Source organism: Streptomyces sp. NK08204 (assembly GCF_020400585.1).
Taxonomy (GTDB): domain Bacteria; phylum Actinomycetota; class Actinomycetes; order Streptomycetales; family Streptomycetaceae; genus Streptomyces.
In genome coordinates, this window is the sequence record NZ_JAINVF010000024.1 from 1 (window position 1) to 22,416 (window position 22,416).

General features: G+C 71.5%; 25 protein-coding genes. 11 read left to right on the forward strand and 14 right to left on the reverse strand.

Annotated elements, in window-relative coordinates; genetic code table 11:
• Positions 1 to 240, forward strand: a 240-nt coding sequence (locus K7G59_RS27500) for a hypothetical protein (RefSeq protein ID WP_225838827.1), incomplete at its 5' end; no start/stop codon positions are given.
• 132 nt (positions 241 to 372) lie between these two features.
• A complete protein-coding gene (locus K7G59_RS27505) occupies positions 373 to 1,248 on the forward strand; it encodes an alpha/beta fold hydrolase (RefSeq protein ID WP_225838829.1) in 876 nt (291 codons plus the stop codon).
• 148 nt (positions 1,249 to 1,396) lie between these two features.
• Here the strand turns inward: K7G59_RS27505 and K7G59_RS27510 are convergent, their stop codons facing one another.
• The gene (locus K7G59_RS27510) at positions 1,397 to 2,290 is read right to left on the reverse strand and encodes an NYN domain-containing protein (RefSeq protein ID WP_225838831.1); all 894 of its coding nucleotides are present in this window, start codon (positions 2,288 to 2,290) and stop codon (positions 1,397 to 1,399) included.
• A gap of 205 nt (positions 2,291 to 2,495) precedes the next feature.
• On the opposite strand from K7G59_RS27510, the gene K7G59_RS27515 reads away from it, so the two are divergent.
• On the forward strand, positions 2,496 to 2,648 hold the full coding sequence (locus tag K7G59_RS27515) for a hypothetical protein (RefSeq protein WP_225838833.1): 153 nt from the start codon (positions 2,496 to 2,498) through the stop codon (positions 2,646 to 2,648).
• Between the two features lie 45 nt (positions 2,649 to 2,693).
• Here the strand turns inward: K7G59_RS27515 and K7G59_RS27520 are convergent, their stop codons facing one another.
• The 4 genes from K7G59_RS27520 to K7G59_RS27535 all read right to left on the reverse strand — a co-directional run bounded on the left by K7G59_RS27520 (position 2,694) and on the right by K7G59_RS27535 (position 5,986).
• The gene (locus K7G59_RS27520; RefSeq protein WP_225838835.1) at positions 2,694 to 3,299 is read right to left on the reverse strand and encodes a MarC family protein; all 606 of its coding nucleotides are present in this window, start codon (positions 3,297 to 3,299) and stop codon (positions 2,694 to 2,696) included.
• 134 nt (positions 3,300 to 3,433) lie between these two features.
• Entirely contained in the window at positions 3,434 to 4,291 is an 858-nt protein-coding gene (locus K7G59_RS27525) for a PHP domain-containing protein (protein WP_225838837.1), read from the reverse strand.
• Positions 4,292 to 4,574: 283 nt separating this feature from the next.
• Positions 4,575 to 5,216 carry a DUF6758 family protein gene (locus K7G59_RS27530; RefSeq protein ID WP_225838839.1) on the reverse strand — a complete coding sequence of 214 codons (642 nt, stop codon included), beginning with the start codon at positions 5,214 to 5,216 and terminating at the stop codon, positions 4,575 to 4,577.
• A 185-nt stretch (positions 5,217 to 5,401) separates the two neighbouring features.
• Positions 5,402 to 5,986, reverse strand: coding sequence for a suppressor of fused domain protein (locus K7G59_RS27535; protein WP_225838841.1), 585 nt, complete (start codon positions 5,984 to 5,986; stop codon positions 5,402 to 5,404).
• Positions 5,987 to 6,485: 499 nt separating this feature from the next.
• Between K7G59_RS27535 and K7G59_RS27540 the strand changes: the two genes are divergently transcribed.
• Both K7G59_RS27540 and K7G59_RS27545 read left to right on the forward strand, forming a co-directional pair.
• Positions 6,486 to 7,610 carry a magnesium and cobalt transport protein CorA gene (locus tag K7G59_RS27540; RefSeq protein WP_225838843.1) on the forward strand — a complete coding sequence of 375 codons (1,125 nt, stop codon included), beginning with the start codon at positions 6,486 to 6,488 and terminating at the stop codon, positions 7,608 to 7,610.
• A 41-nt stretch (positions 7,611 to 7,651) separates the two neighbouring features.
• The gene (locus K7G59_RS27545) at positions 7,652 to 8,179 is read left to right on the forward strand and encodes a hypothetical protein (RefSeq protein ID WP_225838845.1); all 528 of its coding nucleotides are present in this window, start codon (positions 7,652 to 7,654) and stop codon (positions 8,177 to 8,179) included.
• Between the two features lie 80 nt (positions 8,180 to 8,259).
• On the opposite strand, the gene K7G59_RS27550 is transcribed toward K7G59_RS27545, so the two are convergent.
• Positions 8,260 to 9,012: a hypothetical protein gene (locus K7G59_RS27550; protein WP_225838846.1), complete on the reverse strand. Its 753-nt coding sequence runs from the start codon at positions 9,010 to 9,012 to the stop codon at positions 8,260 to 8,262.
• Positions 9,013 to 9,202: 190 nt separating this feature from the next.
• Between K7G59_RS27550 and K7G59_RS27555 the strand changes: the two genes are divergently transcribed.
• From K7G59_RS27555 to K7G59_RS27565, 3 genes are read left to right on the forward strand one after another with little or no spacing between them, the layout of a single operon-like run.
• On the forward strand, positions 9,203 to 10,504 hold the full coding sequence (locus K7G59_RS27555) for a magnesium transporter MgtE N-terminal domain-containing protein (RefSeq protein WP_225838848.1): 1,302 nt from the start codon (positions 9,203 to 9,205) through the stop codon (positions 10,502 to 10,504).
• The gene (locus K7G59_RS27560; RefSeq protein ID WP_225838851.1) at positions 10,494 to 11,105 is read left to right on the forward strand and encodes a DUF1003 domain-containing protein; all 612 of its coding nucleotides are present in this window, start codon (positions 10,494 to 10,496) and stop codon (positions 11,103 to 11,105) included. Before K7G59_RS27555 ends, K7G59_RS27560 begins: the two co-directional genes overlap by 11 nt.
• A gap of 43 nt (positions 11,106 to 11,148) precedes the next feature.
• Complete coding sequence (locus K7G59_RS27565) at positions 11,149 to 12,282, forward strand: Mrp/NBP35 family ATP-binding protein (protein WP_225838853.1); 1,134 nt, start codon at positions 11,149 to 11,151, stop codon at positions 12,280 to 12,282.
• A gap of 93 nt (positions 12,283 to 12,375) precedes the next feature.
• Here the strand turns inward: K7G59_RS27565 and K7G59_RS27570 are convergent, their stop codons facing one another.
• The 5 genes from K7G59_RS27570 to sigE form a co-directional block, all read right to left on the reverse strand.
• Positions 12,376 to 13,041 carry a hypothetical protein gene (locus tag K7G59_RS27570; RefSeq protein WP_225838856.1) on the reverse strand — a complete coding sequence of 222 codons (666 nt, stop codon included), beginning with the start codon at positions 13,039 to 13,041 and terminating at the stop codon, positions 12,376 to 12,378.
• A gap of 234 nt (positions 13,042 to 13,275) precedes the next feature.
• Entirely contained in the window at positions 13,276 to 13,764 is a 489-nt protein-coding gene (locus K7G59_RS27575; protein WP_225838858.1) for a sec-independent translocase, read from the reverse strand.
• A gap of 86 nt (positions 13,765 to 13,850) precedes the next feature.
• Positions 13,851 to 15,518 carry a trypsin-like peptidase domain-containing protein gene (locus tag K7G59_RS27580; RefSeq protein WP_374114291.1) on the reverse strand — a complete coding sequence of 556 codons (1,668 nt, stop codon included), beginning with the start codon at positions 15,516 to 15,518 and terminating at the stop codon, positions 13,851 to 13,853.
• A gap of 697 nt (positions 15,519 to 16,215) precedes the next feature.
• Positions 16,216 to 17,238 carry an anti-sigma factor gene (locus K7G59_RS27585; RefSeq protein ID WP_225838860.1) on the reverse strand — a complete coding sequence of 341 codons (1,023 nt, stop codon included), beginning with the start codon at positions 17,236 to 17,238 and terminating at the stop codon, positions 16,216 to 16,218.
• On the reverse strand, positions 17,235 to 18,017 hold the full coding sequence (sigE, locus tag K7G59_RS27590) for an RNA polymerase sigma factor SigE (protein WP_225838997.1): 783 nt from the start codon (positions 18,015 to 18,017) through the stop codon (positions 17,235 to 17,237). Before sigE ends, K7G59_RS27585 begins: the two co-directional genes overlap by 4 nt.
• A gap of 162 nt (positions 18,018 to 18,179) precedes the next feature.
• Between sigE and K7G59_RS27595 the strand changes: the two genes are divergently transcribed.
• Entirely contained in the window at positions 18,180 to 18,878 is a 699-nt protein-coding gene (locus K7G59_RS27595; RefSeq protein WP_308295097.1) for an O-methyltransferase, read from the forward strand.
• A gap of 222 nt (positions 18,879 to 19,100) precedes the next feature.
• On the opposite strand, the gene K7G59_RS27600 is transcribed toward K7G59_RS27595, so the two are convergent.
• Positions 19,101 to 19,268, reverse strand: a complete 168-nt coding sequence (locus K7G59_RS27600) for a DUF3117 domain-containing protein (RefSeq protein ID WP_018544333.1) — start codon at positions 19,266 to 19,268, stop codon at positions 19,101 to 19,103.
• A 375-nt stretch (positions 19,269 to 19,643) separates the two neighbouring features.
• Here K7G59_RS27600 and K7G59_RS27605 point away from each other — a divergent pair, with 375 nt between their 5' ends.
• Complete coding sequence (locus tag K7G59_RS27605; RefSeq protein WP_225838862.1) at positions 19,644 to 20,447, forward strand: enoyl-CoA hydratase/isomerase family protein; 804 nt, start codon at positions 19,644 to 19,646, stop codon at positions 20,445 to 20,447.
• A gap of 16 nt (positions 20,448 to 20,463) precedes the next feature.
• On the opposite strand, the gene K7G59_RS27610 is transcribed toward K7G59_RS27605, so the two are convergent.
• Together K7G59_RS27610 and K7G59_RS27615 are read right to left on the reverse strand one after the other, a co-directional pair.
• Entirely contained in the window at positions 20,464 to 21,063 is a 600-nt protein-coding gene (locus K7G59_RS27610) for a DNA-3-methyladenine glycosylase I (RefSeq protein ID WP_225838865.1), read from the reverse strand.
• Complete coding sequence (locus K7G59_RS27615) at positions 21,060 to 21,416, reverse strand: DivIVA domain-containing protein (protein WP_225838867.1); 357 nt, start codon at positions 21,414 to 21,416, stop codon at positions 21,060 to 21,062. The genes K7G59_RS27610 and K7G59_RS27615 overlap by 4 nt, the downstream gene beginning before the upstream one ends.
• A gap of 139 nt (positions 21,417 to 21,555) precedes the next feature.
• On the opposite strand from K7G59_RS27615, the gene folP reads away from it, so the two are divergent.
• Positions 21,556 to 22,416, forward strand: coding sequence for a dihydropteroate synthase (gene folP, locus K7G59_RS27620; RefSeq protein ID WP_225838868.1), 861 nt, complete (start codon positions 21,556 to 21,558; stop codon positions 22,414 to 22,416).

The window sequence follows — 22,416 nt, forward strand, 5'->3', positions numbered from 1 at the left end:
GCCGTCGACGGTGTCGAGGTGACCGCGCCCAAGGTCCGGCGGACGCGGAAGACCGTGGCCGCGGCGGCTGTTGCGGAGATTCCGGCGCAGGCCACCGGTGAGCCGGAGGTGAAGCCCAAGGCGCGCAGCACCCGCAAGACCGCCACCACCGCCCCGGAAACCACCGAGGCCACCGAGGCGAAGCCCAAGGCGCGCCGCACGCGGAAGGCCGTGGCTGCGGTGGAGGCTCCGCAGGCCTGATCCGGCGCGCAGCACGCACAGCGCGCACGGCACCATCACCCGATGGCCCGGTCCACTACGGTGGGCCGGGCCATCGGCGTTCCCGCTGCCCGGCAGGCGCTTCCCATGACGGCGCCCGATAGCCTCTTCCTCATGAGCAGGCCTGCGACCTTCGTCCCGCCCCCCGGCGCCCGTACGTACTCGCTGCGGACGGCGCGCGGTGAGTTCGCCGTCGTCGATGCTCCCGTGGCCGCCGGGGTCGAGCCGAGGGGTGTGGCGCTGCTGCTGCCGGGGTTCACCGGCAGCAAGGAGGACTTCAACCCGCTGCACGCACCGCTCGCACAGCGCGGGTACCGGACTGTGGCGGTCGACGGGCGCGGGCAGCACGAGTCGGACGGGCCCGAGACCGACGAATCCGCCTATGCGCAGGAGGAGCTGGCGCGTGACGTGCTCGCGCAGGTGGAGGCCGTCGGACAGCCCGTGCATCTGCTGGGGCACTCGCTGGGCGGGCAGATCTCGCGCGCGGCCGTGCTGACGGACCACACCCCTTTCCTGTCGCTCACCCTGATGGCCTCGGGACCGGCCCACATCTCCGAGTCACAGCAGCAGCGCGTGAAGCTGCTGCAGGACGCGCTCGCCGTGATGTCGATGGCCACGGTGTGGGACGCCATGCAGGCGATGGAGGAGCCGGAGGAGACGGAAACCGGCGGGCTCGACGGTGGGCCGGACGGCCGGGACGATCTGCGGCGCCGCTGGCTGAACACCAAACCCGCCCAACTCATCGCCACCGGCCGCCAGTTGTGCATCGAGCCGGACCGGGTCACCGAACTGGCTGCCGTACCGTTGCGGTTCCACGTGCTGTCCGGTGCGCGGGACGACACTTGGCCGCTCGGTCTGCTCGACGAGATGGCGGCACGGCTGACGGCTTGGCGGACGGTCATCGAGGGCGCCGAGCACTCCCCCAACACCGACCGCCCACTCGCCACGGCCGCCGCGATCGCCGACTTCTGGGACGACCACCGCGCGTAGGACGACCAGCCACGTGGGACGACCAGCACGCGCGGGACAACCACCCCGCGCGGGACGACCAGCCCGCGTAGGACGACCAGCCCGCGGGCGAGGTCCAGCCGGCGGGGGACGCCCAGCCGGTGTCCTCCCCCGCAGTGTCAGTACGCCCCTAGTACAGGCTCTGCAGGTGTTCCCAGAACCCGTCCCGCAGGGCGCGGCGCAGGTCCGCCTGGCCGCGCAGGGAGTACTGGAGCAGGCCTTCGGCCTCGACCAGCAGGTCCTGGTCGACGGAGCCGGGCAGGTAGGGGTGGCCGGGCAGCAGCTCGACCAGCGCTTCACGGCCCCGGGCGGCCATCCACTTCGCCGCGATCTGGGCGCCGACGAAGCGGACGTCCTCGCGGGTGGGGCGGGTCCCCGCGGCCTCGTAGGCGGCGGCCGTGCGCCGGGTGACGTACGGCTTGAAGAACTCCAGGTCGAGGGTGCGCTGGCTGTCGACCTCCCACAGCAGCGGCTCGGCCTGGTTGCGGCCCTCGGGTGCCTCTATGCCCCACAGGTGGACGCGGGCGCCGTAGCCCTGGGCGGCCTCGACCGCCGAGACCAGGTCCTCGTCGCCGCCGAGCAGGGCCGCATCGCTGATGGCGCGGTGGCGGGCGAGGGACTCCAGGTCGCTGCGGATCAGGGAGTCGACGCCCTTCTGCTGGTTGTTGGCGTTGAGGTTGCCGAGGCGGACCTTGACGTCGGGCAGTTCGGCGATGCTCTGCTGCTCGGCCGTGTGGATCCGGCGGCGGGCGCCGTCGTACCAGTAGACGCGCAGCAGCCGGCTGTCGGCGAAGACCGAGCGGGCCCGGTCGATGAGCGCCTCGATCAGGCCCTCGGCGTCGAGGTCGAAGGCCCGGCGGTCCTCCGTCCCGGCGACCAGCCGGCCCGCAGCCGCATACAGGTACCCCGCGTCGACGAAGATCGCGTGGGTCGAGGGCGTCTTCGCCACTTCGGCGAGCATGCGCTGGAGCAGCTCGTTGGTGCGGTCGATGCGGGCGGACAGGGCCGCCAGGTCGTCGTTCATCGCTTCCATTGTCCCGGCGGTCACGCTGCGAACACAACCGGTCCCGGTAGGTCTCGTAGATGCTTCCCAGGTTCCGCTTACCGGTCGGTAATTAGCCGTTCGAAAAATTTCTTTAGCGTAGGGAATGTTTGTAACACGCGGCGCGTTGACTCGTACAACACCAGTAGTTCTCCGCAGGAGGATGACCAGACGAAGGGAGAAGCCTGTGCGCTTCGAAATCATGCGGCTCGACGAGATCGACGGCACCCCCGTGGACAGCACTGTCGTGGACGCAGCCTCCGTCAACCGGATCGTTCAGCAGGCCGCCGCGATAGGGCAGCGCCTGTGGATCCGCCCGGCCGACGCCTCGGCCTCATAACACGGATCGCCACTCAAGCTTTCCGGGGGAGCCGGGCCACCGTGCTCAGCTCCCCCGGATCACCTGGGTGACACCGTTGATGATCTGCTGCACCGCGATCGCAGAGAGCATCATGCCCGCGAGTCGCGTCACCAGGACCACGCCGCCGTCCTTGATGACCCGGATGATCAGCAGCGAGTAACGCATCACCAGCCACAGCACCACGTGGATCGCGAGGATCGCGGACCACATGGAGACCTGCGTGGCCACGCTGTCCGCCTTCTGCACGGCCAGGATCACGGACACGATGGCGCCGGGCCCCGCGAGCAGCGGCATGCCGAGCGGTACGAGCGCGACGTTCACGTCCTTGGTCTGCTTGGGCTCGTCGGTCTTGCCGGTGAGCAGGTCCAGGGCGATCAGCAGGAGCAGCAGTCCGCCCGCGATCATCAGAGCGGGCACCGAGATGTGCAGGTAGTCAAGGATCTGGTGACCGAGGACGCCGAAGGCGGCGATGACCCCGCCCGCCACGCAGACGGCCTGGAACGCCATCCGCTTCTGCACCTTGGCCGGGCGTCCGGCGGTCAGGGCGAGGAAGATCGGGGTGATCCCGGGGGGATCCATGATGACAAAAAGGGTCAGAAACAGAGAGCCGAAGACGGCGAAGTCGAACATGAGAGCCTTGCAGATGGAGCCAGGTGGGACCGGGTGGAGCCCGGGGAGCTACCGCCGTGGGCAGTCGTCCCGCGGGGCAGCACGCACGGGCACGGCGGACAGTGCCGGGTGAGCAGGGAAACGGGGCCGAAGTCTCAGGCCCCGCCCGTACCCGGGACAGGAAACGCGCCGGTCGCCCGGCGGGTGATCTCCCCGTACACCTCGGGGTCCGTCGTGTACTCGCCGAGCGCCACGGTCTTGCGGCTGCCGTGGTAGTCCGAGGAGCCCGTGACCAGCAGTCCCAGCTCCTTCGCCAGGCCGCGCAGGCGGGTCCGGTCCTCGGCGTCGTGGTCCATGTGGTCGACCTCGATGCCGTCCAGACCGGCCGCGGCCAGCTCGGCGATACAGGACTCCGGCACCGTGCGACCGCGCTTGGCGGCGGCAGGGTGCGCGAAGACGGCGACACCGCCCGCGCCCTTGATCAGCCGTACGGCCTCGAAGGGGTCGGTCTCGTGCTTCTCCACGAAGGCCCGCCCGCCGTCGGCCAGCCACTCCTCGGTGAACGCGTCGCTCACCGTCGGCACGACCCCCAGCTCGACGAGCGCGCTGGCGACGTGCGGGCGCCCGACCGAGCCGCCGGCGGCGATCCGCTCGACCTGCTCCCAGGTGACCGGCACGCCCAGCGCGTTCAGCTTGGCGACCATGCCCTTGGCCCGCGGCACCCGGTCGTCCCGGACCAGCTCGCGCTCGGCGAACAGGGCGGGCTCCTCGGGGTCGAAGAGGTAGGCCAGCATGTGCATGGAGATACCGTCGACACGGCAGGACAGCTCGGCGCCGGTGACCAGCGTCAGCCCCTCGGGCAGCGCGGCGATCGCCTCGCCGTACCCGCGGGTGGTGTCGTGGTCGGTCAGCGCGACGACGTCCAGTCCGGCCCTGGCGGCATTGCGCACCAGCTCGGCCGGGGTGTCCGTACCGTCGGAGGCCGTGGAGTGACAGTGCAGATCGATGCGCACGGTGACTCCAGACGGGGACGGCAGGGAAGGGGACACCGAAAAGGATAGCCGGGTTTCAGAGCCCGCCTGTCACACCCGCACCGGGGAGGCACCCCCTACCGCGAGCACCCCCGCACACACCGCCTACCGCTACCGCACACACCGGCTACCGCACACACCGGCTACGGCACACACCGGTTACGGCAAGGCGGCCTGCGGCAATCCCTCGAGGAGCGGGGGGCCGCGCGAGCAACCGGAGCGCCCTCAGCCGGCCACGACGGGCGCTCGCCCGCCCCGCCGGGTGCTACGGCCGCAGCAGGCGCGGCGAAAGCGCCCCGCACGGCACCAGGTCCAGCTCGGCACCGGCGTCCCGCAGATCCGTGAGCACCAGTTCGTCGTACAACAGCAGACCGGACTGCTCCGGCCACACCACCGCCCACAACCACATGCCGAGGGCCTCGCCGGCGAAGACGGCGCGGTCGTCGGGAGTGCGGTAGACATGCCAGAGCGGGGTGGGACGGCCGGCGGCCAGCACCTTGGCCTGAGGCGGCTTCTCCACGTTCATGTACGGCCCCGGGTCCGGGCCGTCGATGCCGGCGTACCACGCGCCGAGGCCGACGCCGAGTTCCTCGGCGACCAGGATCAGCTCGCCCACACCGCCGAGCGGGCCGGGACCCGAGCAGGCCACGGCGGTCGCACGGCCGCCGGTACGCTCGTCACCGGCGTAGGCCACTCCGGTGAACAGCCAGCCGACCGGCAGCGGCCACGGCATCCACACGGGGACCTGCGTGTGCTGCACGACGACGGTGAGCGCCTCGACGCTGGGCGGGATCACGGGCTGCAGCGGATACACCGTCCCGTGCACACCGCACTGCCAGGAATCGGCGAAGAGTCCGGGAGCCCTGACCCGGCCACCACACTTCGGGCAACTGGGTTCGCCCCTCATAGGGCTCCACGGTCCTACCCCTGCACCGTTACGTCAAGGACGATCACCCGACCGGCGCATGCCGCTCGGCGGACGTCCGGCGCACGACACACCGCGGTCTTCGTCAACTGCTGCGACTCAGGCCGGGGTTGGTGAGCTTCCTCACTCGCACAGGCCCCTCGCGGAACCGGGACCGGCGTCCCGGATCAGTCCAGCGGGACGGACCTGCGGGCGGGATCCCTCAGATCCGTCCCGTTCGTCAGCCAGCGCTCCTGCAGGGCCTGGGCGCCGTGCACCCGCTTCCAGGCGGCCTCGTTCGGGGTCATCGGCAGCAGCGGCAGGAACCGTACGGGGTCCATCGGATCGTCCAGTTCCAGATCCTCGACCAGCCCACCCGGTTCCGCCACCAGCACCGACGTGAAGGGGGCCCCGGGCCAGAGCGCGTCACCCACGTCCAAAGACGCGCCGGGGGCCACGACGACGCCCTCCACCTGCGGGGACGCGGCGAGTACGGCGAGCGGGCGGAGCACCTTGTCGGTGTCGGCGACGCCCGCGCGGACGGAGAGCACCAGCTCGGCGCGGGGGCCCTTGACGGGGTCGGCGAGCACCGCGGTGGGGTCCGTCATGGGGTGGGCGGACATGCCGAGCGTGGCGTAGCGGACGATGTCTCCCTCCCGGAAGCGGAGCACCTCGATGCGGTCCGTACCGAGGAAGGTGACCGCGGCGCGCGCGTCGGGTTCACCCAGAGCCGTGCTCAACCGCGCCTCGACAAGAGGAAGAACATCAACCATGCGGTGAGCATAGAACTCGTCAGTACAAAGCAAAGCGGCGCCTTGACACTTCGGGCTGCTGCTACGCTGAGCCGGTGGTTCGGGACAGCACGCCAAGCGTCGCCGTCAAGTCCCGACGCCGATGAGACTCCCTTACGAGGGACCGGCCGGAGGAGGTGGGGCTGTCATGGATCGAAGTCGACCGTGCAGTACCACTCGCTCTTCCGGCTGCTGAGTTTTTACCGGCTGGCTGCCGCCTTCCCCGTGCGCGTCGTCGTTCGGAAGAGCACTTCGTTTCGCTTCACCTGATCTGCCTGATCCATCCGATCTGTCTGATCTTTGATCTGCGATCTGTCTGATCTGCATCAGTTCTGCATCAGTAGCGAAGTCGCCACCGCGACGATGCGGTGCTCCCCGCTTTGTGGACGTGCCAAACCTCCGCAGTCAGGACGTCCTCATTCCGGGTAGTTCCACCCGTCGCCGGCGCACTTTCGTTGCCCGCCCGCGAAGGAGCCCGCCCATGTCGATGATCCGTGACCTGCGCGCCGCGGTCCGCCCGTCGTCCCGCCCGTCGCCGCGCAAGGAGACGACCGCGTCGTACGACACCACGCGCGACCCCGCCATGCCCTCGGCCGTGGTCGACTGTGCGGTCTACCGCGACGGCACCCGCGTGACGAGCCCCAAGCCGCTGACCCCGCAGGAGGCCATGCGGCTGGTGCGGCGCGACGGCGGTTTCGTGTGGATCGGCCTGCACGAGCCGACCGAGGCCGAATTCGCCGGTATCGCCAGCGAGTTCGGGCTGCACCCGCTGGCCGTGGAGGACGCGGTGCAGGCGCACCAGCGGCCGAAGCTGGAGCGCTACGACGACTCGCTGTTCACCGTCTTCAAGACCATCCACTACGTCGAGCACGACCGGCTCACCGCCAACAGCGAGGTGGTCGAGACCGGCGAGGTCATGTGTTTCACCGGGCGGGACTTCTTCATCACCGTCCGGCACGGCGGCCAGGGCTCCCTGCGGGCGCTGCGGCACCGCCTCCAGGACGACCCGGACCTGCTCGCCAAGGGCCCCTCGGCGGTGCTGCACGCCATTGCCGACCATGTCGTGGACGGGTACATCGCGGTCGCGGACGCGGTGCAGGACGACATCGACGACGTGGAGACCGAGGTCTTCTCGCCGGGCCGCAAGGGCGGGGTCTCGCGTGGTGTGGACTCGGCCCGGATCTACCAGCTCAAGCGGGAGGTGCTGGAGTTCAAGCGGGCGGTGGCCCCGCTGCTGCGGCCGATGCAGCTGCTCAGCGAGCGGCCGATGCGGCTGATCGACCCGGACATCCAGAAGTACTTCCGGGACGTCGCCGACCACCTCGCCCGCGTCCAGGAGCAGGTGCTCGGGTTCGACGAACTCCTCAACTCCATCCTCCAGGCCAACCTGGCGCAGGCGTCCGTCGCGCAGAACGAGGACATGCGCAAGATCACGGCCTGGGCGGCCATCATCGCCGTACCGACGATGGTGTGCGGCGTGTACGGCATGAACTTCAAGTACATGCCCGAGCTGCACTGGAAGTACGGCTACCCGGTGATCATGGGCATCACGGTCGCCCTGTGTCTCGGGATCCACCGGACGCTCAAGCGCAACGGCTGGCTGTGAGCGGGCCCGGGGCGGTGGGCGGGCCTGGTTAGGCTGGGCCCATGACAAGCGAGCTGCTCGACCAGGACCTTCTCGACCGGGCCCTCATCGAGGAGGCCACGAAGAAGTCCGGTCTCATCTGGGTCAGGGGCGCCGGGGCTCCCGCGGCGCGTGCGCTGTGGCACGCGTGGCACGAGGGTGCGGCGTACCTGGTCGGCGACGGACCCGGCGAGCAGCCGCTGTCCCATCTGACCGACGGCGGCTCGGCCGAGGTGACCGTGCGCAGCAAGGACAAGGGCGGCCGGCTGGTGACCTGGTCGGCGACCGTGTCCGAGGTGCCCTCCGGCTCGCCGGAGTGGGAGGCGGCGGTGACCGAGCTGAAGGGCAAGCGCCTCAACGCCCCCGACGGCGAGGAGATGCCGGCCCGCTGGGCCCGTGACTGCCGGGTACTCCGCCTGGTGCCGACGGGGTCTTTGCTGCCGTTGCCGTCCGAGAGCCTGGCGGAGTCTCCCGTGCCGTCTGCGGCGACCACACGTCAGCCGATCCCGGCGGGGCTGCCGCGGCTGCTGGCCAAGCGCCGCAAGAAGTGAAGCGACATGCGGGACCCCGGGGACGCTGAAGGAACGCGAGCACCGGCGGTCGAAGGCCCGGTCTGGCAGAAGTCCCCGGCCTAGGAGTCCGGTAGCTGCCGGCCGTAGTCCACCGTCTCCGACTTCGTGGGCTCGGTCACGGCGAAGTCCCTGCCCCAGTCCGAGAAGCTGAGCGTCCCCGCCCCTCCCGCCCGCACCAGGCGCAGCGGGTACGGCGTGCCCTGGAGGGAGACGTCGAGGGTGCCGCCGGAGCCCTTGTCGCCGGTGATGCGGATCGTGGGGGTACCGGACTGCTCGTGGTGGCCGGCCGTCGCCAGCTTGCCGCGCAGCGTCAGCAGACTTCCCAGCATGACGGTCTTGTCCGTGAAGCCGCTGAACTTCCTGTACGCCGGGTCCCCCTGCGGCACCTTCACGTACTTGCCGCCGAGCTTGCTCGCCGCCGCCGTGTCCCCGTTCCCACCGCCGCCGGAGTGGTTCCAGAAGGCCGCGTCGGCCTTCAGATACAGCTCCTGCCCCACCCGCAGCAGCCTGAACGTGCTGCCCTGCGAGGTCACCGAGCCCGTCCCGCCGTCGCCCTTGAGACGCATGTCGAGGGTGTAGCTACGGCCGCTGGTCACCACGGTCCCGGACAGGTGCACCGCGGAAGCCCCGGTCGCCGCGGCCCGCGTCTTCGCCTCGATCCGGTCCGCGGGCAGCTTGCCCACCCCGTTGGTGCCCGCGTCGGGATCATCTCCGCCGCACCCCGCGAGCACCGCCGTACCCGTCACCACCAGCGCGCACACAGCGGTCAGCAGTGCGGTACGGCGCCTACGGGCCTGGGGAGTCACGGTCACAGGTGGATCGCCTTTCTGAGGGGTTCCTGAGCGGCGTACGGCAGCGTACCGGGGCCCGGCCCGCCCGGCGGAGCCAGTCCGTCCGGACCGCTCACCGGGGCGTATCCGACCAGGACGGGCTAGCCTGAAGCGCACCCGAGCGGTCACATCTGAGCATTTCCGCACGAACCCATGTAAAGGAAGCACGGTCATGGCAGCCGGCGCCCCCCGGATCTTCGTCTCCCACCTCGCCGGGGTCCCCGTCTTCGATCCCAACGGCGACCAGGTGGGCCGCGTGCGCGACGTGGTCGTCATGCTGCGTGTCGGCCGACGGCCGCCGCGCGTTCTGGGACTGGTCGTCGAGCTGTCCACGCGGCGCCGTATCTTCCTGCCCATGACGCGGGTGACCGGCATCGAGTCCGGCCAGGTCATCACCACCGGCGTCATGAACGTGCGCCGTTTCGAGCAGCGGCCCACCGAGCGGCTGGTCTTCGGGGAGCTGCTGGACCGGCGGGTGAAGCTGGCGGAGAGCGGCGAGGAGGTCACCGTTCTCGACCTGTCCGTGCAACAGCTGCCCGCCCGCCGGGACTGGGAGGTCGACCGGTTCTTCGTACGCAAGGGGAAGAAGGGCGGTGCCTTCCGGCGCGCCAAGGGCGAGACGCTGACCGTCGACTGGTCCGCCGTGACCGGGTTCTCCCTGGAGGAGAACGGCCAGGGCGCCGAAAGCCTGCTCGCCACCTTCGAACAGCTGCGCCCCGCCGACCTCGCCAACGTCCTGCACCACCTCTCCCCCAAGCGGCGCGCCGAGGTCGCCGCCGCCCTGGACGACGACCGGCTCGCCGACGTGCTCGAGGAGCTGCCGGAGGACGACCAGATCGAGATCCTCGGCAAGCTGCAGGAGGAGCGTGCGGCGGACGTGCTGGAGGCCATGGACCCGGACGACGCGGCCGACCTGCTCGCCGAGCTGCCGGAGGACGACAAGGAGCGGCTGCTGAGCCTGATGCAGCCGGGGGACGCGGCTGACATGCGGCGCCTGATGTCCTACGAGGAACACACCGCCGGCGGACTCATGACCACCGAGCCGGTCGTGCTGCGCCCGGACGCCACCGTCGCCGACGCGCTCGCCCGGGTCCGCAACCCCGACCTGTCCCCCGCGCTCGCCGCCCAGGTCTACGTCTGCCGGCCGCCCGACGAGACCCCGACCGGCAAGTACCTGGGCACCGTCCACTTCCAGCGGCTGCTGCGCGATCCGCCGTACACCCTGGTCAGCTCGCTCATCGACGTCGACCTGCAGCCTCTGTTCCCGGACGCCGCACTGCCCGTGATCGCCGGGTTCTTCGCCACCTACGACATGGTCGCCGCGCCCGTAGTGGACGAGTCAGGGTCGCTGCTCGGCGCGGTGACCGTGGACGACGTCCTCGACCACATGCTGCCCGAGGACTGGCGGGAGACGGAGTTCCACCTGGAGGACGACGAGAACGCGGACGAGGGGGCGCGTGCCGATGGGTCCTGAGCGCGACAGCACCCGCGAGCGCACCCCGGTGGGCGCCACGGCGGCCCCCCGGCCGCGTACGCCCCGCCTGGACCAGCCGCGCCCGCCCCGGCGCCTGATCCTGCCCGAGTGGGACCCGGAGGCCTTCGGCCGGCTGTCGGAGCGGATCGCCCGGTTCCTGGGCACGGGCCGCTTCATCGTCTGGATGACGTTCGTCATCATCCTGTGGGTGGGGTGGAACGTCTTCGCGCCGGCCGTCCTGCGCTTCGACAACTACCCCTTCATCTTCCTGACCCTGATGCTGTCCCTCCAGGCCTCCTACGCGGCCCCGCTGATCCTGCTCGCGCAGAACAGGCAGGACGACCGGGACCGGGTCAACCTCGAACAGGACCGCAAGCAGAACGAGCGGTCCATCGCCGACACCGAGTACCTGACCCGGGAGATCGCCGCGCTGCGCACGGGCCTGGGTGAGGTGGCCACCCGTGACTGGATCCGCTCGGAGCTCCAGGACCTGGTCAGGGAAGTGGAGGAACGGCGGCGCTCCGACGGGCACGGCAGCCATGTCGTATTCCCGGCAGAGCGGACGGAACGCACTCCGGGACGTGACGCAGACGACCGCTGAGGGGCTACCCGGAGGCCCCGTACCGCCCCGTACCATCGTCCTTATGGTTACGGAAGACGCGGTGCGCGAGGCGCTGGCGACGGTGAACGACCCCGAGATCAACCGACCCATCACCGAACTGGGGATGGTCAAATCGGTGGAGATCGGCGCGGACGGAGCGGTCGCGGTCACCGTGTACCTGACGGTCTCCGGCTGCCCGATGCGGGACACGATCACCCAGCGCGTCACCGACGCCGTCTCCCGGGTCGAGGGCGTCACCGGTGTCGACGTCACGCTGGACGTGATGAGCGACGAGCAGCGCAAGGAGCTGGCGGCGGCGCTGCGCGGCGGCCAGACCGAGCGCGAGGTCCCCTTCGCCAAGCCGGGCAACCTCACCCGCGTGTACGCGGTCGCGTCCGGCAAGGGCGGCGTCGGCAAGTCCTCGGTGACCGTGAACCTCGCCGCGGCGATGGCCGCGGACGGCCTGAAGGTCGGTGTCGTGGACGCCGACATCTACGGCCACAGCGTGCCCCGCATGCTGGGCGCGGACGGTCGTCCGACCCAGGTCGAGAACATGATCATGCCGCCGTCCGCCAACGGCGTGAAGGTCATCTCGATCGGCATGTTCACCCCGGGTAACGCCCCGGTCGTCTGGCGCGGCCCGATGCTGCACCGCGCCCTTCAGCAGTTCCTCGCGGACGTCTACTGGGGCGACCTCGACGTGCTGCTGCTGGACCTGCCGCCCGGCACCGGTGACATCGCGATCTCCGTCGCCCAGCTGATCCCGAACGCCGAGATCCTGGTCGTGACGACCCCGCAGCAGGCCGCGGCCGAGGTCGCCGAGCGCGCCGGCGCCATCGCCGTGCAGACCCACCAGAAGATCGTCGGCGTGGTCGAGAACATGTCCGGCCTGCCCTGCCCGCACTGCGGCGAGATGGTCGATGTCTTCGGCACCGGCGGCGGCCAGCTGGTGGCGGACGGTCTGACGCGTACGACGGGTACGACCGTCCCCGTCCTCGGCTCGATCCCGATCGACGTCCGCCTGCGCGAGGGCGGTGACGAGGGCAAGCCGGTCGTCCTGACCGACCCGGAGTCCCCCGCGGGTGCGGCCCTGCGCGGGATCGCGGGCAAGCTGGGCGGTCGCCAGCGGGGCCTGTCGGGGCTGTCGCTGGGGATCACGCCGAAGAACAAGTTCTGAGCCCGTACGGCATCGAGCCGAGCCGGCAGAGCATGAGGAGAGGGGCGCCGCAGTCGCGGCGCCCCTCTCCTCATGCACGTCGTGCACGAGCACTCAGGCGTACGCCGAGATGTCCTTGACGACGGCGAACCCGAGCCCGTACGCGCTCATCCCCCGCCCGTAGGCCCCCAGGTGGACGCCGGACCCGGTGGTACCGGCGAGCACCCAGCCGAACTCGGACTCCCGGTAGTGGAACGAGGTCGCCACCCCGTCCACCGGGAGGGACAGCCTGGACCATTCCGGCCCCTCGAGATCGTCGGCCAGAGCCCACGCCGTCTCGGTCTGCTGCTCCAGCCAGTCGTCGCGCAGGCTGTGGTCCATATGTCCGGGCCAGGTGAACGACAGCAGCCCGACGCCCGCCAGCCAGGCCGCCGAGGACACCGACGTCGCCTCCAGCAGCCCCGTACCGTCGGCGCTGCGCCGGGACGGGTTCTCCGGCACGGTCACCACGACGGCGAATTTCTCCCGTGCGTCCTCCGCGGACGCGGGCTCATTACGTACGGAGGGCTCGTCACCGTGCCCGATCGAACCGTGCTCCACCGCGCCGTCGGCCGCCATGCCGACCTGCATCAGCCAACGCGGCCCCGTGAAGGCCTCGTCGAGGCCGTACCAGGGAAAGGGCGCCTCCAGATAGCCGTCGACCATGCGCCGGGCGGAGGGGAGCTGTTGTCCACCCTCCGCGGCCGGCGCCTGCGCGCCCACCCGACTCGTCGTCTCCATCTGCCCGGACGCCTCCTCGCTCTCGTCGGACCGGGGCGGCCCGCCCCCCTTCGGGCGTACTCGTCCGGTCCGCACAACAACTCGGCAGCATATCCACACTGCTGACAGCAGCAGGGAAACCACCGGGCGCGTGGGTCGCGGGGAGGGCGAGTTCGGGGCGGATGCGGTGGTGCACGCCATGACACGCGTCGCGCACGCCACCGGCCCGCGTGTCGGGGCCGGTGGTGTGGGCGATCAGGTCGCGTCCGCGTCGAAGAGCGGGCGGTCGTCCTTGCCGGGCTCCTCGGGCTTCTTGGTCATGTCGAGGCGCCCGCCGGACGAGGACGGGGAGGAAGACGAGGAGGACGACGAGGAAGACGAGGAAGACGAGGAAGACGAGGACGAGGTCGAGGAGCCGCTGTCCAGGGTGTGGACGGCGTCGGTCAGCTCGGCCATCTCCTTCTTCAGGTCGAAGCCGTTGCGGAGTTCCTGCAACCCGAGCTCGTCGCTGTCCAGCTGCTTGCGGATGAACGTCTTCGGGTTGAGGTCCTCGAACTCGAAGTCCTTGAACTCGGGACCCAGCTCCTGGCGGATGTCCTGCTTGGCGCTCTCCGAGAACTCGCGGATCTTCCGGATCGTGCGCGACACGTCCTGGATCATCTTCGGGAGCTTGTCCGGACCGAAGACGAGCACGGCGAGCACAATGATGGTGACCAGTTCGAGTGGTCCTATGTCATTGAACACCTGGCGCTCCCATTGCGATCTCCTCGGTCGCTCAACGGTACCCGGCGTTGCTGTCCGACCGGTACCGTCCCGAGGTGAGACTTCTGTCAGTTCTGTTCCGACGCGCCCAGCACGAGGGAGACTGCCCGCTCGGCACCGCCGTGCCGGACGGTCAGCCGCAGCCGGTCACCGGGTCGGTGGGCCCGGATCTTGACGATCAGTTCCTCCCCTGTGTGGACGCGCTCGCCGTCGACCGCGGTGATGACGTCGCCGGACTTCAGACCGGCCCGTTCGCCGGGGCCTCCGGTGAGCACCGCCGGGCCGCCGCTCGCGCTCCGGGTGTCGATGCGGGCTCCATCGCCGGTATAGCCCATGTCGAGGGTGACGCCGATCACAGGGTGGGTGGCATGGCCCTTGTCGATCAGCTCCTCGGCGACGCGCTTGGCCTGGTTGACGGGGATGGCGAAGCCGAGACCGATGGAACCGGCCTGGCCGGCCTCGGAGCCGGAGCCGCTGTCGGCCGAGCGGATGGCCGAGTTGATGCCGATGACCCGGGCCCGGGAGTCGAGCAGCGGACCGCCCGAGTTGCCCGGGTTGATGGGGGCGTCGGTCTGCAACGCGTCGACGTACGACACATCGCTCCCGTCGCCCTTCTCCCCGCCGGCCGTGATCGGGCGCTCCTTGGCGCTGATGATGCCGGAGGTGACGGTGTTGGCCAGGTCGAAGGGGGCACCGATGGCGACGACGGGGTCGCCGACCTTGACGTCGTCGGAGTCGCCGAGCGGGAGGGGGGTGAGCCCGCGGACGCCGCTGACCTGGACGACGGCGAGGTCGTAGCCGCTGTCCCGGCCGACGACCTTCGCCCTGGCGGTGTCGCCGCTGCTGAACGTCACCGATATCTCGCCGCCTGACGCGGCGGGCTGGACGACGTGGTTGTTGGTGAGGATGTGCCCGTGCGTGTCGAGCACGAAGCCGGTGCCGGTGCCCGCCTCGTCGTCTCCCTTCACGTGCAGCGTGACGACGCTGGGCAGCGCGCGGGCCGCTATCCCGGCCACGCTGTTCGGCGCCCGGCCTGCGGGCACCTTCCCGGCCTGCGGCACGGTCGCGTCGCCGGCGCCCTCGCGCTCGACGTAGGCGCCGAGCAGTCCGCCGAGGCCACCGGACACGAGGGCGATGACCAGCGCCCATCCCAGCAGGCGCCGCGTCGCCCGGCGCTTGCGCTCGGCGTCCGTGAGCACCCGGGCGCCGGTCTGCTGCAAGGGGATCTGCTGGAAGGGGGCGGGGCCCGGGGGCTGCTGCCCGGCGGGGGGCGCGGCCCACGGGTCGTAGCGCTGCCAGGGCTCACCGGAACCCCCCTGCGGCGCTGCGGGTGCGGCAACGGGGGTGGGCGCGGGGACGGGCGCGGCGAGGACCGGAGGCGGGAGCGGGGTGCCCTGGGCCGGGGTCGCCGCGGCTACGGGGCCCGGTACCGGCGCGGCGAGGACCGCCGGTGGCAGGGGGGTGCCCTGGGCCGGGGTCGCCGCGGGGTGCTGGACGGGCGGCGCGGGCGCCCAGGGGCCAGGTTCGCCGTAGGGCGGGGTGCCGTAGGGGTCGGGGTCGTGCAACGGCTTGGGGCGCCCGGCAGGCGCCGGGCCGACGGCATCCTCACCCGCGGCCCCCGACACCGCGGCCTCGGCACTGGCGGCCCCTGGGCAGCCGTGTCCCTCGGCAGCAGCTCCCGCAGCGGCCGCCACCCCGGCAGGTGCGGCCTCACCACCGACAGGCTCGGCGACCACGGACTCCGCCCCGCCCCCGGCCCTCTCCTCACCGGCAGGACCCGGGAAGAAGACCCCCGCAGCACCCCCCGCGGCCTCCACGGCCACAGCATCGGTACCCACGGACTCGGCGGCAACGGATACCGCTCCGGACGCGTCCGCCCCCGCACCGGCGGGCGCCGAAAAGAAGACCCCGTCAACCGCAGCGCCCGCAGGACCCGCGGCTGTGGTCTCCGCTGCGGCCTCGGCACCCGCCCGCGCTCCGCCGTCGGAACCGGCCGACGCGGGCCTCGGCAGCTGGAAGTCGCCGTCGGGGTCCTCGGTCGCCTCGGTTCGCGCGGGTCCCGTCACGTGCTCCGGCGCGGCCTCGGGGCGCGCCAACTCGAAGTCGCCCGGTGCCTCGTGCTCGCCGTGCTCACCCGGGGCCCGGGAGCGGCCCGCAGCCGTGTCCCCCGTGGCGCCTTCGAGCGCGGTGTCGCGGATGTCACCGGTGTCGCCGGTGTCGCCGATCCCGCCGGCCGGCGTCGTGCGCGCCGGCCCCTTGGGTGCCTCCGGCACCTCTTCCGGCGGGTTCCCCTCGTTCATGCTCTCCCCACGGCTGGCCGCGGCCCCGCGCTGGGGCGGTGGCCGCGGAACGTCGACTGCGCGCCCGGATCGTCACTGCGGGCACGGCGTAACAGGATTCAACCAGGTCCGCAGGCGGGGGCGCAGAGGCCGGTCAGGGGATCCGGTGGGAGACGGCGGGCGGCAGGGACGGGGAGGCGGCGGAAACGGCGGGGGCAGCGGGAGCGGACGCCCGGTTGGAGACGGGGGCGGACAGCAGGCCGGGGACGATCGGCCCGGGGGACTTGACCCACGCGGCCGGCGGGAACGGCCCGTTGCCGGTCAGCGGGCGTATCAGCGGGGACACCGCCGCCGCACCGGCCGTCACCGGCGCACTGAGATCGTCCAGGGCGCCGGACGCCTGCTCCTGCCCGGCGGCCGGCATGCCGGGGAGCAGCGGCGCGGACATCGTGGTCGGCGCCGCCGGCGTCTGAGCGGGCGGGGAGCCGCCCTGGGCCAGCCGCGTGCCCGCGGGACGGCGGCGCTGGGTGTCAGGTGCGGCCGCACCGCTGCCCGTGCCCGCGGACCCTGCCGGGGCGACCTTGCTGCCGGTGCCGGAGCCGCCGCGGGCGTCCGCGACCGTGTCGCCGGGTACGGCGGTGGTCACCCCGCCGAGGGCGACGGCGGCCAGCGAGACAGCGCCGGCGGCGGCGAACGCGAACCGCAGCCCGCGCGAGGCGGGGCGGTCGGTGTCCGGGCGGCCGACGGGATGTATGCGGAAGCCGCGCTCGGCGGACGGGGATGCGGCTGCCGCGGCATGCGGGCCGACGGGGACGTAGCCGAACTCGAAGCGCTCGGCGCGTCTCACTCCGAAGACCCCGGCATCGGGGGCCCGTCCGAGGAGGCCGCCCCCGGGCGTGGGCGTGCCGCCGCCGTCCAGGTCACCTCCTGCGGGCAGCCCCTGCAGACGGGCGAGGAAGCTCTCGGAGGGCGGCGGCGGGGCCGCCTTCGCGAACACGCTCTTCAACCGCCGCTGGGCGTCGGCCTCCGCCTTGCACCGGGCGCAGGTGGCCAGGTGGGCGAGGACGCGCTCGCGCGACTCATGACTCAGCTCCCCGTCCACCAGGGCGGAGAGCCGGTCTCCCAGATGCTGCTCTGCGAGGTGTACCTCGGCACGTTCGGGTCGTGATCCACTCACGCGGTCGCGCCCCCTCCCCCCAGAGCGGGAACACGGGCCATGAACGAGCGCCGCTCGGCCGCGCGGGCCTCCGGGGAGCGGTGCGCGAGGGCCTTGCGGAGCTGGGAGCGGCCACGGTGGATACGGGAGCGGACCGTGCCGAGCTTGACGCCGAGGGTCGCGGCGATCTCCTCGTAGGAGAGCCCCTCGATGTCGCACAGGACGACGGCGGCGCGGAACTCGGGCGCGAGGGTGTCGAGGGCCTGCTGGACGTCGGTGTCGAAGTGCGCGTCGTTGAAGAGCTGCTGCGGGGTGGGTTCCCTGCTGGGCAGCCGCTCGGCCGCGTCCTCGGCGAGGGCGTCGAACCGGATGCGCTGCTTGCGGCGGACCATGTCCAGGAAGAGGTTCGTGGTGATGCGGTGCAGCCAGCCCTCGAAGGTGCCCGGCGAGTACGTGGACAGGGAGCGGAAGACCCGGACGAAGACCTCCTGGGTGAGGTCCTCGGCGTCGTGCTGATTGCCGGTGAGGCGGTAGGCGAGGCGGTAGACCCGGCCGCTGTGCGTGCTGACGATCTCCTCCCAGGTGGGCGGAGTCCACGCCTGCCCGTCCGCGTCGGTGGAGAAGGTCGCGGTCTGGGCGTCGCCCGGGGCGAAGCCGGCCTGGTGGTCAGCAGCGGTGTCGGTCACGGATTTCGGCCTGCCCACCGACCCGAGGAAGCGCCGCAGCACTCCTCCCCGGTCTTCGGGCGCAGCCGCACCTCCCCTGTCGGCTCTGGTGGTGTCCAGTGGAGCCCCTACCATAGCCACCTCGCCCGTTAGCTCCGGATAAGCGGTTTTACGAGAATTTGATACGTGCTGATACGGCTCATGCGGCTGCGTCAGCATGTGCTCGGCGTCCTGATCCACCTCTTACCCCCCGTCGCGTCCCCGGCCACCGGCTCATCCCTATAAACGCCTGGTCCCATCTGCGGGTTCCCGACGCCAACGGATACAGTCACGCCGAGGCAATCATGGGGACGGGAGAGGGTCATTACCGGCAACCGGCAGACGGGCTGGGCGTTCGCCGACGCCTTTGTCGCCGAGGACGAAGCGCTGCGCTGGGCCCGCGACCGGGCCCGCGAGGCAGGGCTGCGCTCGGTGGCGCCCGGCACGGGCGCCGCGCTGCGGGTGCTCGCCGCCTCCGTGGACGCGAAGGCGGTCGCGGAGATCGGGACCGGCTGCGGGGTCTCCGGAATCCATCTGCTGCACGGCATGCGCCCGGACGGGGTGCTCACCACGGTCGACCCGGAGCCGGAGCACCAGCAGTTCGCCCGCCAGGCCTTCCGCGCCTGCGGCTTCGCCAGCAACCGGGCCCGGTTCATCCCGGGCCGTGCCCTGGAGGTGCTGCCGCGGCTCGCGGACGCCGGATACGACCTGGTGTTCTGCGACGGGGACCGGCAGGAGTACCCGGACTATCTCGCTGAATCGTTGCGTCTGCTGCGGCCGGGCGGCGTGGTGGTCTTCGAGGGGGTCTTCGCGAACGGCCGGACCGTCGACTCGGGACCGCAGCCCGCGGAAGTGCTGAGGCTGCGGGAACTGCTGCGCACGGTACGCGAGAGCCAGGAGCTGGTGTCGTCGCTGATCCCGGTGGGCGACGGACTGCTGTGCGCCGTCAGAAGGTGAACACGGCCGTCCGGCGGTGAACGTGGCCGTCGAAGCATGAGCCGGCCCGACGGCGAACATGGCCCTCGAAGCGCGAGCCGACCCTGCGGCAAAGGTGGCCGTCGAAGCGTGAGCCCGGCCGCCGGACGGTGAACGCGGCGGCTCCGGGGCGGCCCGGGAACGCCGCTGCCCCGGCACCGCATACGGTGCCGGGGCAGCCGGAAGGCTCAGGTCGCTTGCGCGTCAGACGACGACCTTCTTCAGGGCGTCGCCGAGCGCCTCGGCCTCGTCAGGGGTCAGCTCGACGACAAGTCGACCGCCGCCTTCGAGCGGAACGCGCATGACGATGCCCCGCCCCTCCTTGGTCACCTCGAGCGGGCCATCGCCCGTCCGCGGCTTCATGGCCGCCATGCTCGTTCCCCTTCCTGAAACCAGCTCATCGTCTGCCGACACCCCCAGGAGGGCAGCCGCGATCCGACTCGGACACACGACACCGGCATCGAACACATTGCTTCCAAGCCATTATCCCGCATCTCAGGACCCGATGACCAACCTCGGTCGGCATCGCTTGGACAACGCGCGCGAGCAAAACCACCCAATTCGGCGATGTGGCTGCGATACTGCACCCCCACACGGAAGCGGCTCCTCCGACTCCGCTCCGGTTTTCTTTGACGCAGGTCACACGTCCGGTGCGGCCCTTGGGCGGGGATCTCCGCCATGCTGTCCTTTCAGACAAGGACGTACTGAGCGGTACGTCACGCGTGGCGACACCGGAGGGGATGCCCCATGGCCGACACCGTGCTCTACGAGGTGAGCGACGGACTCGCAACAATCACGCTGAACCGCCCCGAGGCGATGAACGCGCTGAACATCGAGACCAAGGTCGCTCTCCGGGAGGCGGCAGAATCCGCGGCCCGGGACGCCGCCGTACGAGCGGTCCTGCTGACCGCCGCCGGGGACAGGGCGTTCTGCGTGGGCCAGGACCTCAAGGAGCACATCGGGCTGCTCGCCGCCGACCGGGAGGCCGGGACGGGGCAGACGATGGACACGGTCAAGGAGCACTACAACCCGATCGTCAGGGCGCTGGCCGGGGCGCAGAAGCCGGTGGTCGCTGCGGTCAACGGGGTCGCGGCCGGGGCGGGCCTCGGCTTCGCGCTCCTCGCCGACTACCGGCTGGTGGCCGACACGGCCTCCTTCAACACCGCCTTCGCGGGCGTCGCGCTGACCGCCGACTCCGGCGTCTCCTGGACGCTGCCCCGGGTGGTCGGGCCGGGCCGCGCCGCCGACCTGCTGCTCTTCCCGCGCAGCATCAGCGCCCAGGAAGCCCTGGAGCTGGGCATCGCCAGCCGGCTGGTGCCCTCCGCGGAGCTGCGCGCCGAGGCCGAGAAGGTGGCGCGCGCGCTGGCCGAGGGGCCCACAGTGGCGTACGCGGCGCTCAAGGAGGCGATGGCCTACGGCCTCACGCACTCCCTCACGGACACCCTGGAGAAGGAGGACGAGCTCCAGACCCGCGCGGGCCGGTCCGAGGACCACGCGATCGCGGTGCAGGCGTTCGTGAACAAGGAGAAGCCGAAGTATCTGGGCCGCTGAGCAGGGCCGCGAGCGACTAGCGGGCAGGCGGGCCGGGAAGACGCATGGTGCACGTCTCCAGGTGGTCGTTGACCAGCCCGCAGGCCTGCATCAGGGCGTACGCGGTCGTCGGGCCGACGAATCTCAGGCCCCGCTTCTTCAGGGCCTTGGACAGAGCCGTCGACTCGGGGGTGACGGCGGGGACGTCGGAGAGAGTCTGCGGGGCCGCGCGGCCGGCCGGGTCGGGGGCGTGGGACCAGATCAGCTCGTCCAGCTCGCCGTCGGCCCAGTCGGCGAGCAGGCGCGCGTTGGCGAGGGTCGCGTCGATCTTGGCGCGGTTGCGGATGATGCCCGGGTCGGCCAGCAGCCGGTCCCGGTCCTCGTCGGTGAAGGCCGCGACCTTCTCGATCCGGAAGCCGGCGAAGGCAGCGCGGAAACCGGGGCGGCGGCGCAGGATGGTGATCCAGGACAGGCCGGACTGGAAGGCCTCCAGGCTGATCCGCTCGAAGAGGGCATCGTCGCCGTGGACCGGGCGGCCCCACTCCTCGTCGTGGTACGTCACGTAGTCCTCGGCGGACAGGGCCCAGGGGCAGCGCAGGGCGCCGTCGGGGCCCGCGAGGGCCGATCTGTCGCTCATCGCTCCTCCTCCGGCTGCTCGCCCTTGTCCGCGCGGGCGTGCGCGGCGGCGGCTCTCGCACCGGCCAGGGCGGACTCCAGTTCGGCGATCCGTGAGTCCCGCTCGGCGAGTTCGGCGGCGAGGCGGCCGAGTGCGTCGTCCACGTCGGCCATGCGGTAGCCGCGCGGGGCGAGCGGGAAGCGGAGGCTGTCCACGTCTGCCCTGCCGACCGGACGGTCCGGGGGCAGCGGGTCCTGGAGCCGCTCCGGCGCCGCCTCCGGCAGCGGGGCGCTCTCCCCGCCGCTGATCACGGCGAGCGTCACCCCGGCGACCACGACGGCCAGCGCGACGACCAGGAACAAGAACATCACCATCGCCAGAAGTCCCCATGCTCGATGTGCCGGACGCTGTGCCGGTCGTCATATGTGTCTGGCTCCGATCGTGCCATGCGAGTCTGACAGTTAGGGTCACAGGCGGCCGTACTGCGGGACGTACTAGGAGAGGTCACAGCGGATGCTCAGGCTGGGCAGGCGGGAATTCGGGCCGCACGAGCCGGTGATCATGGCGATCGTCAACCGGACCCCGGACTCCTTCTACGACCAGGGGTCCACGTTCAGTGACGAGCCCGCCCTCGCGCGTGTGGAGCAGGCGGTGGCCGAGGGCGCCGCGATCATCGACATCGGCGGGGTGAAGGCCGGCCCGGGCGAGGAGGTCACGGCCGAGGAGGAGGCGCGGCGGACCGTCGGCTTCGTCGCAGAGGTACGGCGGCGCTTCCCGGACGTGATCATCAGCGTCGACACCTGGCGGGCCGAGGTCGGCGAGGCGGTGTGCGAGGCGGGGGCGGATCTGCTGAACGACGCCTGGGGCGGTGTCGACCCCGGGCTCGCGGAGGTCGCCGCACGGTACGGGGTGGGGCTGGTGTGCACGCACGCGGGCGGTGCCGAACCCCGTACGCGTCCCCACCGGGTGACGTACGACGACGTGATGGCCGACATCCTGAAGGTGACCGTGGGGCTGGCCGAGCGGGCGGTGTCGCTGGGCGTGCCGAGGGAGTCGGTGCTCATCGACCCCGGTCACGACTTCGGGAAGAACACGCGGCACAGTCTGGAGGCGACGCGGCGGCTGGACGAGATGGTCGCCACCGGGTGGCCGGTGCTGGTGTCGCTGTCCAACAAGGACTTCGTGGGCGAGACGCTGGCCCGGCCGGTGAAGGAGCGGCTGATCGGTACGCTGGCGACGACGGCGGTGTCCGCGTGGCTGGGGGCGCAGGTGTACCGAGTGCACGAGGTGGCCGAAACCCGGCAGGTCTTGGAGATGGTCGCCTCCATCGCCGGCCACCGGCCCCCCGCGGTCGCCCGCCGGGGTCTGGCCTAG

What these genes read in the sequence shown, in the direction of transcription:
- K7G59_RS27540 (WP_225838843.1), top strand. Translation starts at nt 6,486, where the DNA reads ATGTCGATGATCCGTGACCTGCGCGCCGCGGTCCGCCCGTCGTCCCGC.
- K7G59_RS27560 (WP_225838851.1), top strand. Translation starts at nt 10,494, where the DNA reads ATGGGTCCTGAGCGCGACAGCACCCGCGAGCGCACCCCGGTGGGCGCC.
- K7G59_RS27545 (WP_225838845.1), top strand. Translation starts at nt 7,652, where the DNA reads ATGACAAGCGAGCTGCTCGACCAGGACCTTCTCGACCGGGCCCTCATC.
- K7G59_RS27535 (WP_225838841.1), bottom strand. Translation starts at nt 5,986, where the DNA reads ATGGTTGATGTTCTTCCTCTTGTCGAGGCGCGGTTGAGCACGGCTCTG.
- K7G59_RS27615 (WP_225838867.1), bottom strand. Translation starts at nt 21,416, where the DNA reads ATGGTGATGTTCTTGTTCCTGGTCGTCGCGCTGGCCGTCGTGGTCGCC.
- K7G59_RS27565 (WP_225838853.1), top strand. Translation starts at nt 11,149, where the DNA reads ATGGTTACGGAAGACGCGGTGCGCGAGGCGCTGGCGACGGTGAACGAC.
- folP (WP_225838868.1), top strand. Translation starts at nt 21,556, where the DNA reads ATGCTCAGGCTGGGCAGGCGGGAATTCGGGCCGCACGAGCCGGTGATC.
- K7G59_RS27610 (WP_225838865.1), bottom strand. Translation starts at nt 21,063, where the DNA reads ATGAGCGACAGATCGGCCCTCGCGGGCCCCGACGGCGCCCTGCGCTGC.
- K7G59_RS27570 (WP_225838856.1), bottom strand. Translation starts at nt 13,041, where the DNA reads ATGGAGACGACGAGTCGGGTGGGCGCGCAGGCGCCGGCCGCGGAGGGT.
- sigE (WP_225838997.1), bottom strand. Translation starts at nt 18,017, where the DNA reads ATGGTAGGGGCTCCACTGGACACCACCAGAGCCGACAGGGGAGGTGCG.
- K7G59_RS27510 (WP_225838831.1), bottom strand. Translation starts at nt 2,290, where the DNA reads ATGAACGACGACCTGGCGGCCCTGTCCGCCCGCATCGACCGCACCAAC.
- K7G59_RS27555 (WP_225838848.1), top strand. Translation starts at nt 9,203, where the DNA reads ATGGCAGCCGGCGCCCCCCGGATCTTCGTCTCCCACCTCGCCGGGGTC.
- K7G59_RS27530 (WP_225838839.1), bottom strand. Translation starts at nt 5,216, where the DNA reads ATGAGGGGCGAACCCAGTTGCCCGAAGTGTGGTGGCCGGGTCAGGGCT.
- K7G59_RS27505 (WP_225838829.1), top strand. Translation starts at nt 373, where the DNA reads ATGAGCAGGCCTGCGACCTTCGTCCCGCCCCCCGGCGCCCGTACGTAC.
- K7G59_RS27605 (WP_225838862.1), top strand. Translation starts at nt 19,644, where the DNA reads ATGGCCGACACCGTGCTCTACGAGGTGAGCGACGGACTCGCAACAATC.
- K7G59_RS27600 (WP_018544333.1), bottom strand. Translation starts at nt 19,268, where the DNA reads ATGGCGGCCATGAAGCCGCGGACGGGCGATGGCCCGCTCGAGGTGACC.
- K7G59_RS27520 (WP_225838835.1), bottom strand. Translation starts at nt 3,299, where the DNA reads ATGTTCGACTTCGCCGTCTTCGGCTCTCTGTTTCTGACCCTTTTTGTC.